We start from the raw sequence: 13,964 nt of genomic DNA on the forward strand, positions 1-13,964 counted from the left end.
CCCTCATGACCCTGCAACGCATCGTCACGTCCGCCGCCGCGGCGCTCCTCGCCATGACCGGAGCCCTGACGGTCTCCACTACGGCCGGCGCAGCCGACTGCCCCAGCGGACACTTCTGCGCCTGGACGGACGCCGACTACGGTGGCCAGCGCGCCAACTGGTCCGGCGATGACGGCTGGTGGGAGAGCTACATCGCAGACGAAGACTCCTCGTGGGCCAATCACGGAATTTCCGGTCCGGGTGTCAAGGACCACGTCAAGGTGTACTCCCAGGCACACCAGGGCGGCCACATGACCATCTGCCTGACCCCCGGTCAGGAGGTCGGCTACGACGGGGCGGCGAACGACAACGGCGACTCCCACACATGGGCGATTAGCTGCTGAAGCGAGCCCATGCCGGCAAGGACGACTCGTCGGCCGGGGCCCCATGCGGGTGATCACCCCGGGGCGACGGACCCGGCCATTGAGTCCGTACCCAAGCGTGGACTCATAAGGCCCGACCACGACACACCATGGCGCAGGCGGAATGTGCGGCCGAGTATCCGCGCCCTCCCAGAAGGAATCTCGTCTGAGCGTAGCCATCACGGAAGAGCGGTCAGCACCTTGAAAATGACCAAGGGTGCTCTTCGCCCCACGCGGTCCGGCTTTCAACGGCCTGGGGAAGTTCGGTGAGCGGCAGGCCGTCGGTAAGCCAGGGCCGCCCGCTCGTTCAGTGTCCGGGCCGAGCCTGCTCAAAGGACGCCTTCGGCGTCGCTCACGCGATGCGCTGCGCGCACCCGGGACTCGTCACCACGGCCCTGGTGCCGGCTGGTACCGCATAGGGCAGGGCTCGCCCTGCCGACCGGGGTGTGGCGACAAGTGGACGCTGTCACATCCCGGGTATGTCGTAGCCGGGGTCTGGATGCTGACGGGGGGTCCACCACTCGGTAAGACCCCACGCCCCGAGCGCGAGCGCGGCCAAGGCCGCGACTGCCCCAGCCCAAGGCGGTACCCGCCTGATGGCCAAGGCCCAGGAGATGAGCGGCACCAGCACGCCGCCGAGCAGGATAAGCGGCAGGTCGACGAAGACCACGCTCAGATCGCGAGCGTGGCCCTCAAATCCCCCGTCGATACTGAACGCGGCGCGTGGTACCCAGACAGCCAGCCCAGTCACTGCGCCGAGGCCGGCGAAGAAGTATCTGGCCTGGCGCTCGTCCTCCGGCTTCATACCGGTCCGCCCTGGAGTGTTTTCCCTCATGCCCTCTGGACGTGGCAGCTCGACACACGGTTGCAGGGACAGCCAGCGCCTACACGCCGTCGTGGGCAGGCAAACGTTGGTTGATCCAGCAGTAGCTACCGAGCCCTCCAGGCCAGCGCGGGTCCGCCTGGGGAATCAAGTCGAGCAACTCCGAAGACACCCCGAGCACGGGGTGGGGAGATTCAAGGCTGTGGTCCACATTTCGTGACGATCACTGACCCTTCCCTTCCTACGTCAGCCCGCTACTGACACGCCGATAGGCTCCCGTCATGTTCGAATACCACGGCTGGATCACGATCCGCGAGAGCGCCACAGACGACGATGACCCAGCCCGGCTCACCGAGATCGTCGAGAGCCTTCGGCACTGCATCGACGAGATCGCCAGCCCCTACCTTCTCGACCTGCGATGGATGAACGGCGAACCTTTCATCCACATCGGAGGGTTCTCCAACCACCGCACCTCACCCGAGATCTTCGACCTGTTCAGCCAGGTCGGCACGACCGCCCCGGGCTCATGCGGCCTCCTCCACCTGCGCGACGACGAAGGCCCAGCGCATGAGAATGAGGTCCGCGTCCTGAGGCTGGCTCGCGGAAACGTCACCTATCACACCGAATTGTTGCTGTCGCCGTGTATCCCCACGCTCGAAGATCCCTTCGAGGGATAACGGCACCAGGCCCCGCCGCCCTGCCGCACCGTTCGACTCGCGCCGCCAATAGCCCTCCCGGCAACCTTGGCTGACTCAGCCAGCCGAGATTACGGTCCGGGGTCGTCTTCCACGAGACTCGCCACCAAGCAGACCTGCGCAGGTCATCGTAGTGACGGGGGCCGACTTCGATGCGAAAGTTCGATCACGGTGGTTGGGCGAGGATGAGGTCCTCAGGAGGGGGAATGATGCTCGCCCCTATGCCCTGCGTTTGATGAGCTTGGGTTCCCGGGCTGTGTGGTGGCCCGGGAACCGGGGGTCCGCCGCCGGGCCGCCGAGAAGTTCCGTACCTGCTATCCGGACTGCGAGGTCGAGGTCCAGGAGGTGCAGCTTTCCGATCCGTTCGGGCCGATCCGGCGCGGCCAGGTCCATCTCCAGGTCAGCGAGCACCCGGTGATCGAACCGGACATGGTGCTCGGCCCCCTCGTGCTCACCCGGCGCTGCGTGCTGATGGTTCCTGCGGGGCACCCCCTCGGCCGGCGGGCGTCCGTGTCGCTGGAGGACCTCGCGGAGGCGACGCTCCTCCCCGTCGCCGGGGCCGTGCCGCGGTATTGGCTGGACCACCACTACCCCCGGCAGACCCCACTGGGCAGGCCCCGTCCCGCACGGCCGGGCCAGTTCCTACTGGACGGAACTGCTGAACCTCATCGGCATCGGCAAGGGCGTCTCCCCGGCGAGCGCGTGCGCGGAGCGCTACTACGGGCGCCCCGACATCGCCTGGGTCCCTTTCAGTGATGCCCCTCCCGTCGAGTGCGGGTTCTTCTGGCCGATGGCCGGCGAGACCGCCCGGATCCGCGCCTTAGTGGACACCGTCCACGAGCTGCGTTGAACGTGTTCAGAAAATCTGACAGCATGGTGTCCGGAGGGCCTGCCAGACCGGGGGGACGTGGATCCGTCTGTCTTCGGCACGAGTTGGCCATGAGATCCGGAGGTCGGTACGACATGATCATCGCCTTGCTCGTCTTCTTGTTCCTGTTGTTCCTGGGCCTGATAGTGGCCGTCGCGCCGGGCCTGCTCGTCGGGTATGCCTTCGTCGCGGTGAGCGGCAAGCTGTCGCTCACGGCGAGGGTTCCGTTGCTGGTGGCCCTGGCGATGGGTACGGCGGCGCTGTGGCTGGGCCTGGGGGAACCCGCCAGCGTCCTGCTGCCGCTGGCCATGTTGGTGTCGTTCCTCGCGACCCTCGCCTCGGGAGCCACGTTCCTCGGGCTCGAAGCCCGCAAGCGGCGCGCACCCCGCTACCCCGCCCCGGCGTGGCAGAGCTGGTAGCCGCCCGCCCCCCGTTTCCACCCGCCGCTTAGGGTGACGTCGATCAACTCATCGGTTGATCAGGGGAAACGGGGGGAAACCGATGACCAGCGCGACCGAGGTGTTCCATCCACTGCAGGCGGACGATCCGCCGACCGTGGCCGGCTACCGCCTCGCGGCCCGGCTCGGCGCGAGAGGCATGGGCCGGGTCTACCTGTCGCACACCCAGGGCTGAACGACCTCGGGTCGGACGTGACGCTCGTGGGTGTCACGGCCCGCTCGAACAGGCAAAAGAGTGACCAGGACCCGGCGACCTGGATGCCCATCCCGGCCGTGCGCTGCCGGTGCGTTGGCGAGTGGGTGGCCACCAAGCACCGTTGGGGTCTCGCGGTGGACCAGGCCGAGCGTGAGGCGCTGCTGCGGTACGCGGCCGACTGTCCGAACGCGACGCTGGCCTTTGAGCGGGCGTCCTGACTACCGACTAGACCAAGTCTCGGACCGACCCCGGCGCGGGTCGCAACCACCCGGGACGCTGTTGGTCAATTCGGCCCCGTCTTCGCCCCGTCGGCTGTTGCTCGACGGGGCGAAGCCGCGCGAAGTGGCTGGTGCGGGTCTGGGCCAGGGGCGGAGATCCGCTGCACTCCGGCGGGGACGTCGAAGGCGACGTACGCCCACTGGTCGTTGCCGTACGGGGAGCGGCCCTGGTGGCTGGTGGTCACCGCGTCGGTCCCCTGGCCCCTTGTCACGGCGTGCGCGATCGGCGCGGGGACCAGCGCGGCCGCTCCGCCCGCGGCCAGCAGGGCCCCTAATCGGAGCAGGGACCTGCGCTCGACACCCGGGCCAGGGCCGGGCACAGCGTTAGGGAGGCGTTCAGTCGGCACAGCCGTGCTCTCCGTTCACATGAGGTGGCATGGAAGGCGTGCGGGTGCGGGTGCGGATTGGGTGCGGGCGCGGACGGATCCGCACGCGGGTGGGGGGGGGGGGGGGGGGGGGGAGACGGGGCGAACGGCGGTCCCGCCCGGAGGCTCGGGACCGCCGACGCCTCGCTAACGGCTTGAGCGCTGGGCATCGACGATCTGTCGCACGGAGCCGTCGACGTCCATCCGGGCCTGGACCCGCTCGGCGAACCCGGGGAACTGCCCGGCGATAGCGCTCAGCAGCCGCAGCTCCAGCGGCGCCACGTTGACCTCGCACCGGTCGCGGCGGACGGCTCGTACGACGCCGTCGGCGACCTGGCCGGGCGTGACGGTCCTGATGCCGTTCGGCGTGGCGGCACCGGTGGCCGCGAACATCCCGGCGTCGCGGACGAAGCCGGGCTGGACCAGGGACACCCCCACTCCCGTGCCCCTGAGCTCCTGGCGCAGGGCGAGGGCGAATCCGCGCAGCCCGAACTTCGTCGCGTTGTACAGGGAGGTCGACTTGGTCGCCGCCTTGCCGGAGATGGAACCGACCAGCACGATGTGCCCGCGGCCGCGGGCCACCATGTGCGTCGCGAGCAGCCGGGACAGCAGGACGGGCGCGCGCAGGTTGACGTCGAGGGCGCGGTCAAGCTGCTCCTCGGTGTAGTCCAGCAGGTCGCCGCTGGCGGGCAGGGCGGCGTTCGCGACCAGGACGTCCGCCTCGGCGCAGGTCTCGGCGAGGCGGACGACGTCCGATCGGACGGCCAGATCGGCGACCACGGTGCGGGCGCCGCAGGCATCCGCGGTGGCCTTGAGGACTTCCTCCCGCCGCCCGGTGACCGTGAGGCGGGCCCCCTCCGCGGTCAGGCGCCCGGCCAGGGCGGCACCGATGCCTCCGGTGGCCCCGGTGAGCAGAACGTTTGATCCTGATATATCCACGATTACTCCCGTGCGGCGTCCCTCTGCTGTTCGTTCGAACGAACAGTAGAGATCGCTCCGCTACGTGTCCACACCCGGGGCATCCCCAACTCCCCAGCCCTGCCCGGGCAGTCGCGTCGGCCGATGGGGCAGAATGTCGACATGCCCCATGCTTCCGACACCCGACAGAGCATCATCGACGCCGTACTGCGGATCATCGGGCAGGACGGTATCGCCGCCGTCACCAACCGGCGGATCGCCAAGGAGGCAGGAGTCTCCCTCGGTTCCGTCACCTACCACTTCGCCACCCAGCACGAGCTGCTGCGCGAGAGCCTGCTGCACTTCGTGGCCGAGGAGACCCGGCACTTCACGGCGCTCGCCGACGCATGTTCCGACGAGCGCTTCGACATCGGGCAGGCGGCCGAGGTGGTGGCGCAGGTCGCGGGCGGCAACGCGTTCGACAGTCGCCACATCGCGCCCTTCGAGCTGTACGTCCAGGCCGGCCGCGACGAACGGCTGCGTGCCGCCGCGGCCGAGTGCTTCGCCGCCTACGACTTGCTGGCCACCCGGATCCTGACGCAGCTTGGCGTCCCGGACCCCGAACGCCTGGCCGGCGCGGCCGTCGCCCTGGTCTTCGGGCAGCAGTTGCGCCGGCTGGCGACCGGCGCCCCCGCCGAGGACCTCGTCGACACCCTGCTGATCCTCACGAGGTTCACCCCGTCGCAGACCCCGTAGACATCGGCGGCTCGCCGGGGGCCAGGGGGCGTCGGACCGTGATGTGGAAGCGGCGGACCGGACCGCACGCGGCCGATCGCCGCCACAGTCCGTCGCTCCCGGCGGCATCTTGTACCGACCGGTAATTCCAGCCAATTGTTGCCATGCCCCTGACGGGCTCCTGACAGTTCAGGGCGGCTGTGGGACCCTCCCGGCACGCACTCCGCACCCTCTGAGAGGCCCAGCGCCTCGCCCACCCCCACCAGTACGTGGCATGGAGGAGCGAACTATGAGGCACATCACGTCCATCACACCCATCACGCACAGAAGTCACACGGGGCACAGCACCCACAGGACCCGCATCTCACGCTTCGTCGGGATCGCGACGCTGGTCGTCGCGGCGGCCTTCACCGGTACGGGCACTGCCCTCGCGTACGGCCCCGATGCCTCGGCGGCCGACCAGAAGGTCGACGGCGTGATGGTGGTCGCCGGCAACAGCTGCAGCTGGACCAACGCGAGCACCAGCGCCGCTGCCCCGGAGGCCCTCACCGTTGACCGCACCACGATCAACGCGCCCGGAGGAAACCTGGCCTGTGGTGGCGGCATCGCCGCCACCCTCAACAACAACCCCGCCTTCACCTTCGACGACGCCCCCGGCACGGCGCGGACGGATCTGATCGACATCACCGGCAGGCAGAGCTTCATCTCCTGCCGCTACAAGGCGACGAACATCGTGTGGGACCGTGACGGGGCGAGCCGGAAGTACATCAACCGGGCCTTCACCGCCGCCAAGGCCTCGGGCAGCTTCCTGTGTCCGGGCTCGGTCACCACTCCGGCCGGGGACGCGTCCATGCTGTTCCGCTGAGCCGGCCGTCCCTCACGACGCCGCCTCCTGGGCCGGTTTCCGGCGGCACGCGCCCGTCAGCGGACTCCCGAGATCCGGGTGATGCGCAGGGCGCCGGGCGAGCTGGAGTGTCAGGGCCGGCTCCGGACCCTGCCGATCCCGTACCAGGAGGCGGCCGACGCGTTCCAGCCCCCGCAGAGTCCGCCATGGCGGACGTCTCCGTACTCCAGAGGTTCGCCCGGGCGCTCGACATCCCACCGCAAGCCCTCGGCCTCGCCCCCACCACGGGCGCCCATCCGGACCCGCTCAGTCAGCGAACCGGGCCGTATCCCAGCCTGCCCGCCCCTACTCTGGGAACCCCAGGGCACGAGGGTGGAGAGGACCCGGTGCGCACGCGAAGGCAACTGCTCGCGAACCTGGCGGTCACCGCGGCGGCCGCCATGGGAGCTCCTGTCGCCGGAGCCGCCCCGGCCAAGACCGAGGAGGCCGCGCTCGGCGAGACGCTCGTCGCGGGGCTGCGCGACGCGATGCTGGGACTCGGCCCCACAGCCCCCCGACACGCCCCTGGACATCCTCGCGGCGGAACTGCGCGGCGCCTCGGCCGACTTCAACGACTGCGCGTACTCCAGCCTCGCCCTACGGCTCCCATGCCTGATCTCCGCCGGGCACCAGTCCACCAGCGACAACTTCCCCGTGTTGGCGCAGGCCTACCTCTTGGCGACGCGAATCCTGATCAAGCTCGACGAGCCGCAACTCGGCTGGATGGCAGCCGACCGAGCCCGGCAGTTCGCCGCCGCCGGCCGGGCGCCCGTGGCGGTCGCCGAGGCGGCCCGCCAGCAGGCTGTCCTCGCCCGCAAGGCAGGCTGGCACGACCAGGCCCTCGCTCTCGCGCTGAACGCTGCCGCCGACCCGGCCCTGCGTGAGCTCGGGAGTGCCGGGATTGCCCAGCGAGGCCTGCTGGTCCAGTGCGCTGCCTACACCGTCGCCCACCAACGCGATCAAGCCGGCATGCTTGAACTGACCAGCGAGGCCACCGCCATCGCCAAGAGCCTGGGCGCCGTCACCCACCTTCGGGACACCAACGGCGGGTTCAGCTGGGCCACCGTGCAGCTGCACCTGATCTCGGCGGAGAACACCGCAGGCGATCCTTCCGCCGCCATCGCTGCCGCCGATGCCCTTGCCCCCCAAGGGCTCCCCACCACGGAACGGCGCGCGCTCTACTTCACCGATCGCGCGAAGGCCTTCGCTCAGTGGGGCCGACGAGACGAATGCATCCGCGCCCTCCTCCAGGCCGAGTGCTGGGCCCCTCAGGAAACCCACGCCCGCCCAGCTGCGAAGTTCCTCGTCTCCGGCCTGCTGCTCTCCGGGCGCACCACACCCGAGCTTCGAGGGATCGCCGCCCGTACCGGCGTCCTGCACAGCCAGCCGACCAGGCCGCCGATCGACCGCCGACGATGGATGTTGTCCCAGTCCGCTACCAGGATCAGCGCACCACCACCCGGGAGGCTGGCTGTGTACGCGACTTACGACGTCGTTTCGACGTGAGATTGGGAGTCGCACGCTCGCACGAATAGGTGATGTTCACGAGAACGGGAGTCAGCTGCCGCAGGCCTTTCCCCGGGCGTATCCGTCACCGCCTGGTCCGGTTGGTGAGGGGCTGTTGAGAGGCGGTCGGTCGTGTGAATAGTGCCTGGACGGTTTCGGTGGCCAGGTCTCGCAGCCAGGTGTGGGCGCGGTCGTTGTCGTAGCGCTGGTGCCACAGCAGGTACAGGGGGACGTCGGGCAGCGGGAGTGGCGGCGGCAGCGTGGCCAGGCCGAGTTGTTTCCGAGCCGTGCGGGTGACCGCGTCGGGGAGGGTGACGACCAGGTCGGTGTCGAGGGCGAGTTGCAGGGCGAAGGCGGCGGTGGGCCCGGCGGCGACGACGTGTCGTTCGAGGCCGCGTGTGGTCAGGGCGTCGTCGATCGGGTCGCGCAGGCTTCCGCGTCGCGAAACGGTGAGGTGTTCGGCGGCTGCGTAGCGCTCAAGGCTCAGCGGGCCTTCGGTGAGCGGGTGGCCTGGACGGACGGCAACGATCAGCCGGTCCCTGCCGACGAGGCGGTGGCGGATGTCGGGGAGCGTCGGAGTGCTGGAGCTTGATTCGAGGTCGACCTCACCCCGGCGCAGCTCGGCGTCGTCCGTCCCGGGTTCGGCGGACAGGCGCAGCCGGACGCCGGGAGCCTGATCGTGGACGGCCGTGGTCAAGGCGGTGCCGCAAGCGGCGGTCAGGGCGTCGTGCCAGCGCACGGTGAACACTCGATCCAGAGCCGCCAGGTCGAGTTCCTGCTGCCCGGAGAGAAGTTGGTGAGCCTGCTGCACGAGGGCGTGGACCTGGGCGCGCATGGCCAGCGCGCGGGTGGTGGGGACCATGCTGCGGCCGGTGCGGACCAGGATCTGGTCACCGGTGGCCTTGCGGATGCGGCCCAGGGAGCGGCTCATCGCCGGTGCGGTGACGTGGAGGCGGGCTGCGGCGCCGGCGACACTGCCCTCTTCCAGCAGGGCGTCCAGGGCCGTGAGCAGGTTCAAATCCAGTTGCATGAGAGTAACTCTACAAGTGTCAAGCATGCACTTGTTGTTAATGACCAAGCGGCCTACCTTCGAAGTGCGGGGGCGAGACAACCGCCCCGCTTCGACCGATCCCAGGGAGCCCACCATGAGCACAGCCATGCCTTTCGACGCCGCCGGGCCGCTTCTGTCCGACGTGACCGCCGCGGTGAAGGCCGCCGGCGTCACGCTGCGCGACCGCTACACCTCGCGCGCCCGGGGCGTGAGTCTGGACGAGGTCGTCGGCGAGATCCACGCCAACGACGACGCGGTGCTGGACGTGCTGCGGGAACCCCTGCTGCGGGCCCGGCGCGGGTCGCAGTGGGCTGAGGACGAGCTGGCCGGCGGCGCGCTCCCGCCCGGGGAGTGGTGGGTCGTCGACCCCGCCGAGGGCAACATCAACCACGTCCACGGCATGGAGGACTGGGCCGTCACTGCCACCCTGGTCAGCGACAACCTGCCGGTACTCACCGTCGTCCACCTACCGCTGACCGGCGACACCTACACCGCGGTCGCCGGCGGCGGTGCCCGCCTCAACGACCGGCCCCTGAAGGTGTCCGCCAAGACCGACCTGGGCGCCGCCCTCATCGGCACCGGTCAGGCCAGGCCCGGCGAGGACGAGCGCACCTTCCGGCGGATCGGTGACTCCGTCACCGCCATGCTCATCAACGGCCTGGTCGTGCGCGTGTCCGTTCCCGCCACGATGCAACTCGTCCACGTCGCCGCCGGACGCATGGACGCGTTCTGGCAGTTCTCCGACGTCCGCTCCGGCCTGGTCGCCGGCGCCCTGCTGGTCTCCGAAGCCGGAGGCACCGTCACCGACCTGGCGGGCGAACCCTGGAACACAGGCAGCCGCGACTTCCTGGCCGCCGCCCCCGGCATCCACGCCGCCGCCCTCAAGGTCCTCTCACCGATCCCGATTGCCTGACCGGACGTCTGCGCTCTTCCCCACCCCGATACCGCAAGGAGCATCACCCCATGACCAACATCGGCATCCTGGGCGCCGGCCGCGTCGGCACCAACCTCGCCGGCAAGCTCTCCACAGCCGGACACCACGTCACCCTCGGCAGCCGGAACCCCGAAGGCACCGCCGCCCGCACCGCCGGACCCGCCCCGCGGATCGCCTTCGCCGCCTGCGCTACGCCCACCTGGAACTCGGCAGCAGTCAGGACGCCGAGGCCGTCGTCGACGATGTTTTCACCTTTCTGCAAGAGGTGTGGCCGGACGCACTGCAGGCAGCCAACCTGCAGGCGTACGCGTGGGCTCAGCTGCGCGAGCACGTCGAGCGCTACCGGGCAACACAAGTGGTACAGGTGACCCTGGTGGACACCGCCCAATTCGCGGCACTCCGCAGCAGCTCCCGCAAGCGCCTGCAGCTCGCTCTTCCGAGAAGTCCGTGACCAGGGATTTCGCGGCGACCGCACAGTCGTCAACCGCTACATCCGCCAGCTCAAACAAGGCATCGAGACCGCCCCTCCACCACCGGCCCTGCCCAAGCCACGGCGAGCGCTTCGCTGGGTGATGACGCACCCCGACCGACTCCGGCCGCACGAAGTTCTCGGTCTCAAGGCGGTCCGGGCCGCCTGCTCCGAACTCGACACGGCCGTCGAGCACGTCCGCACCTTCGCCGCCCTCATGCACGACCGACGAGGTCAGGACCTCCTTGACTGGGTCGAGCAGGTCCACGACAGTCACCTGCCCTCGTTGCAGCAGTTCGCCCGCGGGCTCCTCCACGACCAGGACGCCGTCGTCGTCGGCCTCTCCTCAACCTGGAGCTCAGGGCAAGTCGAAGGCCAGGTCACCTGAGTCAAGCTGATCAAACGAGCCGGATACGGCCGAGCCAAACTCGACCTTCTCCGAACCCGGATCCTCCTCAGAACCTGACCACAGCACCCGTCACAAGATCAGCGACAGAGTCCGTTCGTCCGTACTTGCCTGAGCACTTTGACGAGTACGCCGACACCCTCGGCTACCTGCGTGACGCCGTCGGCGCCGCCGTCCACGTAGCCAGCTACACCACGGCGAAGTCTCCATCACCCAGTACGCGGACGGCCCCCGCACCCCTACCGTGCACGAATGGGTCGACTTCCGCGAAGCCGCCCACGCCTCGGCAGTGGGCAAGGCCCTACTGGTCCAACTCGGCCAGGATGAGCGCCGCGATCATCTCCAGCGACACCGCATGGAGCGCTTCACACCCCACACCATCACCAGCCAGGAGGTCCTCTTCCACGAGCTGGATACGCGCCACCCCGGCCAGCCCCTGCTGGACCTGCAGGAGTACGCGCTCGGCACAGTCTGCGCGGCGGTGCCCATCCGCACCGGGGCGGAGCCCGAGTGCGTGGCCCTCTCCTCGCCATCCCCGGACCCGCACCGGCTGAGGCAAGCAGCCCACATCCTGCAGAACGAAGCCGTGGCCGTCCTGCTTGCCCTCCTCGTTGCCGGCAGCGACACGGGCGGCAAGCTGGTTGCGGAACGCGGCCGCTGACCGGGGCCACCCAGGTCGCCCAGCACCGCTGCACGGGGCTGCCCGCTCACGAACACAGTGGGCGGCCCCGGCGGGGCGCGGGCCCACTTGGTGGCCTTGCCCTCTCGGCGATGAAGGAGACAGCACCCCCGAGCCGGTCCGGCCCGGCATCGGCGTCGGGCCAGGCCGTCAGGAGGCACCACAGCCTCGGCCCAAGAGCCGTCCCCGTGCCTCGTGACCCCGTGGTCTGCCGGCTTCGCCGACTTGGATGACCACGTGCGCGGCGCGCCTGAGGGCGCTGTCAGTGTCGGGTTCTAGGATCCGGCCGTGGCTGATACCGAACATCAGTACTCCCCTCCCGGGTAGGCCGACCACTCCCCACCACTTCCACCGCTACACACGGTCCGGCCAGGAGATGGCCCGCTGCCCGGACCCACAGTTCAGGTGACGCTGTTGTAGAGCAGCAGGTTGGGCGTACCGGCAGGAAGGTCGTGCACCGCGTTCTTCGTCGCGGCGGAGACGATCTTCGCGGTCAGCTGCGCGTTGCTGTGCGTCCCTTGGGAGAGGTGGTACGCCGCGAGGCCGGCGGCATGGGCGGCGGCCGACGCCGCTGCGGACTCCGTCCGGGTTGCGCCCGCGCCGCCCGTCCATGTCGAGACGGTGTCCTCGCCGGGGCCCAGAACGTCCACACACGGTCCCTGGCCGGAAGCGGGCAGGAGCCTGTCGTCTTTGGTCGTTGCGCCGACCGTCACGGCGTTGGGCGCGCTCGCCGGGGTGAAGTCGCAGGCGTCTCCCGGGCCGCCCGCCGCGACGACCACCACGAACCCCTTGCTGAATGCGTCCTGCACCGCGTTGTTGAGGGCGCTGTTCCTGGGCTGGGTGACGCCGATGAGGATGACGTTGCCCTTGGTCCCCTTCTTGTCGTTCACTGCCAGCGCGATGCCTTTGATGAGGTCTTCGGCGGTGGCGGCGCCGTCGCAGCCGGCCACCTTTACCGCACGGAGGCTGGCCTTCTTCGCCACGCCGTACGTCTTGGCACCCACCGTGCCGGCCAGATGTGTGCCCCGGCCGTTGCAGTCTCGCCCGATGTCGTCCCCGGTGACGTTGCCCAACCACGCGGCTCGGCCCTCGAACTCGCGGTGCTTGAGGTCGATGCCGCTGTCCAGGACGTACACGGTGACTCCCGCTCCGTCACCGTTGAACGTGTACTGCCACGGCCCTGACCCGACGGGCTCACGGTGGGAGATACGGGCCAGACCCCACGGGGCACCCGTCTGGGTGGTCGCCCAGGCACTCCCGGCTGCGCACATCGTCAAAGCGACAGCTCCGGTCACACGGCACCACGCCCATCGGACCGTCATGTTCGTACCCCTGTCCTCAGTTACACGCGGCACACCCGTCCCGCTGTTCCGCCGCGAGTTCCGGCAGGAAGGTTCTCTCCTGCGTGTCCCACGGTGCCAGGGGTCGTTTTGCGAAGGTGAGGCGGCCGATGCCCGTGCCCGGGAAGAGGCCAGGGCGCGCCAGGAGGAGTACCAGGCACAGGTACGGCGGGCGGCCACAGCGCAGGCGAAGAAGAAGGCAGCCGAGCGTGAGGCCCGTCGTCCCGTCTGCGCCGGCTGCGGGGCGCGGTTTACCGACGAACGGTGGGAGGTGGCCGGCGCGACGGACTGGGGAGTCCCGACGGACACCTACCCGCACTTGTGCGACAGCTGCAAGCAACGGGCCGTTGTAGCCGAAGGCCAAGCGGCTGGCAAGCAGGAGCACCACGAGCCGCTGAGTCGTGGGGCAGAGCAGCACTGTCTGCACCGACTGCGGTGCCAAGTTCACCGACGAACGCTGGAAGGCGATCGAGCGCGTCGGCTGGGGCGCCCCCCAAGAGCCCCGCCCATCCTTGTGCGAGGACTGCGACCAGCGGTTCGTCACCGACGTACAGGCCCTGCCCGAGCAAAAGGCCGGCGGGACCTGGCTCTCCCGCTTCCGCCCCGGGCAAGCCTCCTGACCCGCCGGGCAAGCCTCCTGGGGTCCAGGCGGGCAAGCTCCGGTGATCGTGGGCAAGCCACCCTCGAATGGGGCTTGCCCACGGCCGCCGCAGCTCGCAGAACTGGAACTGCACCACGGCTATCTCCCGCGCTGCAGCCGCAGGGGGAGCCGGCCTGGCCCGCGCCGCGCCTGTGGTCGGGACGCTAGTCGGCCAGGCGTCGCAGCGCTGTTGGCCGGCGTGGAGACCTTGCCGGGGCCCTGGTGCGCGGGTGGCGGCCGGGCAGGCTAGTGCCGCGTCAGGCAACGTTCGCCCTGTTCACCACCTCTTGGAGGCGTTCGTCGGCGGCGTGCTTGTTCCGCCAGATGATGTAGCGGCGGA

Annotated in this window: 19 protein-coding genes and 1 pseudogene; 13 read left to right on the forward strand and 7 right to left on the reverse strand. The window is 69.7% G+C overall.

Going from position 1 to position 13,964, the window contains the following annotated elements; genetic code table 11:
• The first annotated feature begins 5 nt into the window (after positions 1-5).
• A complete protein-coding gene (locus ACGFYQ_RS39675; RefSeq protein ID WP_393751874.1) occupies positions 6-383 on the forward strand; it encodes a peptidase inhibitor family I36 protein in 378 nt (125 codons plus the stop codon).
• A 484-nt stretch (positions 384-867) separates the two neighbouring features.
• Here the strand turns inward: ACGFYQ_RS39675 and ACGFYQ_RS39680 are convergent, their stop codons facing one another.
• Positions 868-1,206 carry a hypothetical protein gene (locus tag ACGFYQ_RS39680; protein ID WP_393751876.1) on the reverse strand — a complete coding sequence of 113 codons (339 nt, stop codon included), beginning with the start codon at positions 1,204-1,206 and terminating at the stop codon, positions 868-870.
• A 299-nt stretch (positions 1,207-1,505) separates the two neighbouring features.
• On the opposite strand from ACGFYQ_RS39680, the gene ACGFYQ_RS39685 reads away from it, so the two are divergent.
• Positions 1,506-1,901: an Imm7 family immunity protein gene (locus tag ACGFYQ_RS39685; RefSeq protein WP_393751878.1), complete on the forward strand. Its 396-nt coding sequence runs from the start codon at positions 1,506-1,508 to the stop codon at positions 1,899-1,901.
• 237 nt (positions 1,902-2,138) lie between these two features.
• Here the strand turns inward: ACGFYQ_RS39685 and ACGFYQ_RS39690 are convergent, their stop codons facing one another.
• Complete coding sequence (locus ACGFYQ_RS39690; RefSeq protein ID WP_393751908.1) at positions 2,139-2,330, reverse strand: hypothetical protein; 192 nt, start codon at positions 2,328-2,330, stop codon at positions 2,139-2,141.
• On the opposite strand from ACGFYQ_RS39690, the gene ACGFYQ_RS39695 reads away from it, so the two are divergent.
• From ACGFYQ_RS39695 to ACGFYQ_RS39705, 3 genes are all read left to right on the forward strand, one after another.
• A complete protein-coding gene (locus ACGFYQ_RS39695) occupies positions 2,265-2,675 on the forward strand; it encodes a LysR substrate-binding domain-containing protein (RefSeq protein WP_393751904.1) in 411 nt (136 codons plus the stop codon). The two genes, ACGFYQ_RS39690 and ACGFYQ_RS39695, sit on opposite strands and share 66 nt — an antisense overlap.
• A 207-nt stretch (positions 2,676-2,882) precedes the next feature.
• Entirely contained in the window at positions 2,883-3,206 is a 324-nt protein-coding gene (locus ACGFYQ_RS39700; protein WP_393751880.1) for a hypothetical protein, read from the forward strand.
• Positions 3,207-3,288: 82 nt separating this feature from the next.
• Complete coding sequence (locus ACGFYQ_RS39705) at positions 3,289-3,420, forward strand: hypothetical protein (RefSeq protein ID WP_393751910.1); 132 nt, start codon at positions 3,289-3,291, stop codon at positions 3,418-3,420.
• A gap of 304 nt (positions 3,421-3,724) precedes the next feature.
• Here ACGFYQ_RS39705 and ACGFYQ_RS39710 read toward each other — a convergent pair whose 3' ends face one another.
• Together ACGFYQ_RS39710 and ACGFYQ_RS39715 are read right to left on the reverse strand one after the other, a co-directional pair.
• The gene (locus ACGFYQ_RS39710) at positions 3,725-4,039 is read right to left on the reverse strand and encodes a hypothetical protein (RefSeq protein ID WP_393751882.1); all 315 of its coding nucleotides are present in this window, start codon (positions 4,037-4,039) and stop codon (positions 3,725-3,727) included.
• Between the two features lie 192 nt (positions 4,040-4,231).
• On the reverse strand, positions 4,232-5,023 hold the full coding sequence (locus ACGFYQ_RS39715) for an SDR family NAD(P)-dependent oxidoreductase (RefSeq protein ID WP_393751884.1): 792 nt from the start codon (positions 5,021-5,023) through the stop codon (positions 4,232-4,234).
• A 141-nt stretch (positions 5,024-5,164) separates the two neighbouring features.
• Between ACGFYQ_RS39715 and ACGFYQ_RS39720 the strand changes: the two genes are divergently transcribed.
• The 3 genes from ACGFYQ_RS39720 to ACGFYQ_RS39730 all read left to right on the forward strand — a co-directional run bounded on the left by ACGFYQ_RS39720 (position 5,165) and on the right by ACGFYQ_RS39730 (position 8,105).
• Positions 5,165-5,737, forward strand: a complete 573-nt coding sequence (locus ACGFYQ_RS39720; RefSeq protein ID WP_393751886.1) for a TetR/AcrR family transcriptional regulator — start codon at positions 5,165-5,167, stop codon at positions 5,735-5,737.
• 268 nt (positions 5,738-6,005) lie between these two features.
• On the forward strand, positions 6,006-6,581 hold the full coding sequence (locus tag ACGFYQ_RS39725; RefSeq protein WP_393751888.1) for a hypothetical protein: 576 nt from the start codon (positions 6,006-6,008) through the stop codon (positions 6,579-6,581).
• Between the two features lie 672 nt (positions 6,582-7,253).
• Positions 7,254-8,105: a hypothetical protein gene (locus ACGFYQ_RS39730; protein ID WP_393751890.1), complete on the forward strand. Its 852-nt coding sequence runs from the start codon at positions 7,254-7,256 to the stop codon at positions 8,103-8,105.
• Positions 8,106-8,190: 85 nt separating this feature from the next.
• Here ACGFYQ_RS39730 and ACGFYQ_RS39735 read toward each other — a convergent pair whose 3' ends face one another.
• Positions 8,191-9,135 carry a LysR substrate-binding domain-containing protein gene (locus ACGFYQ_RS39735; protein ID WP_393751892.1) on the reverse strand — a complete coding sequence of 315 codons (945 nt, stop codon included), beginning with the start codon at positions 9,133-9,135 and terminating at the stop codon, positions 8,191-8,193.
• Positions 9,136-9,250: 115 nt separating this feature from the next.
• On the opposite strand from ACGFYQ_RS39735, the gene ACGFYQ_RS39740 reads away from it, so the two are divergent.
• The 4 genes from ACGFYQ_RS39740 to ACGFYQ_RS39755 all read left to right on the forward strand — a co-directional run bounded on the left by ACGFYQ_RS39740 (position 9,251) and on the right by ACGFYQ_RS39755 (position 11,626).
• Positions 9,251-10,069, forward strand: coding sequence for an inositol monophosphatase family protein (locus ACGFYQ_RS39740; RefSeq protein WP_393751894.1), 819 nt, complete (start codon positions 9,251-9,253; stop codon positions 10,067-10,069).
• Between the two features lie 50 nt (positions 10,070-10,119).
• A complete protein-coding gene (locus ACGFYQ_RS39745; RefSeq protein ID WP_393751896.1) occupies positions 10,120-10,458 on the forward strand; it encodes an NAD(P)-binding domain-containing protein in 339 nt (112 codons plus the stop codon).
• A 204-nt stretch (positions 10,459-10,662) separates the two neighbouring features.
• Positions 10,663-10,947 (forward strand): hypothetical protein, encoded by a 285-nt coding sequence (locus tag ACGFYQ_RS39750; protein WP_393751898.1) that lies wholly within the window; start codon positions 10,663-10,665, stop codon positions 10,945-10,947.
• Positions 10,948-11,209: 262 nt separating this feature from the next.
• Positions 11,210-11,626 (forward strand): IclR family transcriptional regulator C-terminal domain-containing protein, encoded by a 417-nt coding sequence (locus ACGFYQ_RS39755; protein ID WP_393751900.1) that lies wholly within the window; start codon positions 11,210-11,212, stop codon positions 11,624-11,626.
• Positions 11,627-12,045: 419 nt separating this feature from the next.
• Here ACGFYQ_RS39755 and ACGFYQ_RS39760 read toward each other — a convergent pair whose 3' ends face one another.
• Positions 12,046-12,915, reverse strand: a complete 870-nt coding sequence (locus ACGFYQ_RS39760; protein WP_393751906.1) for a S8 family peptidase — start codon at positions 12,913-12,915, stop codon at positions 12,046-12,048.
• A 470-nt stretch (positions 12,916-13,385) separates the two neighbouring features.
• Between ACGFYQ_RS39760 and ACGFYQ_RS39765 the strand changes: the two genes are divergently transcribed.
• Complete coding sequence (locus ACGFYQ_RS39765; protein WP_393751902.1) at positions 13,386-13,604, forward strand: hypothetical protein; 219 nt, start codon at positions 13,386-13,388, stop codon at positions 13,602-13,604.
• Positions 13,605-13,881: 277 nt separating this feature from the next.
• Here the strand turns inward: ACGFYQ_RS39765 and ACGFYQ_RS39770 are convergent.
• Positions 13,882-13,964: pseudogene (locus ACGFYQ_RS39770) on the reverse strand (transposase); the annotation flags it as partial.

The organism is Streptomyces sp. NPDC048258 (genome assembly GCF_043201995.1).
In the GTDB taxonomy this organism is placed as follows: Bacteria; Actinomycetota; Actinomycetes; order Streptomycetales; family Streptomycetaceae; genus Streptomyces.

What these genes read in the sequence shown, in the direction of transcription:
- ACGFYQ_RS39675 (WP_393751874.1), top strand. Translation starts at nt 6, where the DNA reads ATGACCCTGCAACGCATCGTCACGTCCGCCGCCGCGGCGCTCCTCGCC.
- ACGFYQ_RS39680 (WP_393751876.1), bottom strand. Translation starts at nt 1,206, where the DNA reads ATGAAGCCGGAGGACGAGCGCCAGGCCAGATACTTCTTCGCCGGCCTC.
- ACGFYQ_RS39685 (WP_393751878.1), top strand. Translation starts at nt 1,506, where the DNA reads ATGTTCGAATACCACGGCTGGATCACGATCCGCGAGAGCGCCACAGAC.
- ACGFYQ_RS39700 (WP_393751880.1), top strand. Translation starts at nt 2,883, where the DNA reads ATGATCATCGCCTTGCTCGTCTTCTTGTTCCTGTTGTTCCTGGGCCTG.
- ACGFYQ_RS39705 (WP_393751910.1), top strand. Translation starts at nt 3,289, where the DNA reads ATGACCAGCGCGACCGAGGTGTTCCATCCACTGCAGGCGGACGATCCG.
- ACGFYQ_RS39720 (WP_393751886.1), top strand. Translation starts at nt 5,165, where the DNA reads ATGCCCCATGCTTCCGACACCCGACAGAGCATCATCGACGCCGTACTG.
- ACGFYQ_RS39725 (WP_393751888.1), top strand. Translation starts at nt 6,006, where the DNA reads ATGAGGCACATCACGTCCATCACACCCATCACGCACAGAAGTCACACG.
- ACGFYQ_RS39735 (WP_393751892.1), bottom strand. Translation starts at nt 9,135, where the DNA reads ATGCAACTGGATTTGAACCTGCTCACGGCCCTGGACGCCCTGCTGGAA.
- ACGFYQ_RS39740 (WP_393751894.1), top strand. Translation starts at nt 9,251, where the DNA reads ATGAGCACAGCCATGCCTTTCGACGCCGCCGGGCCGCTTCTGTCCGAC.
- ACGFYQ_RS39745 (WP_393751896.1), top strand. Translation starts at nt 10,120, where the DNA reads ATGACCAACATCGGCATCCTGGGCGCCGGCCGCGTCGGCACCAACCTC.
- ACGFYQ_RS39750 (WP_393751898.1), top strand. Translation starts at nt 10,663, where the DNA reads ATGACGCACCCCGACCGACTCCGGCCGCACGAAGTTCTCGGTCTCAAG.
- ACGFYQ_RS39760 (WP_393751906.1), bottom strand. Translation starts at nt 12,915, where the DNA reads ATGTGCGCAGCCGGGAGTGCCTGGGCGACCACCCAGACGGGTGCCCCG.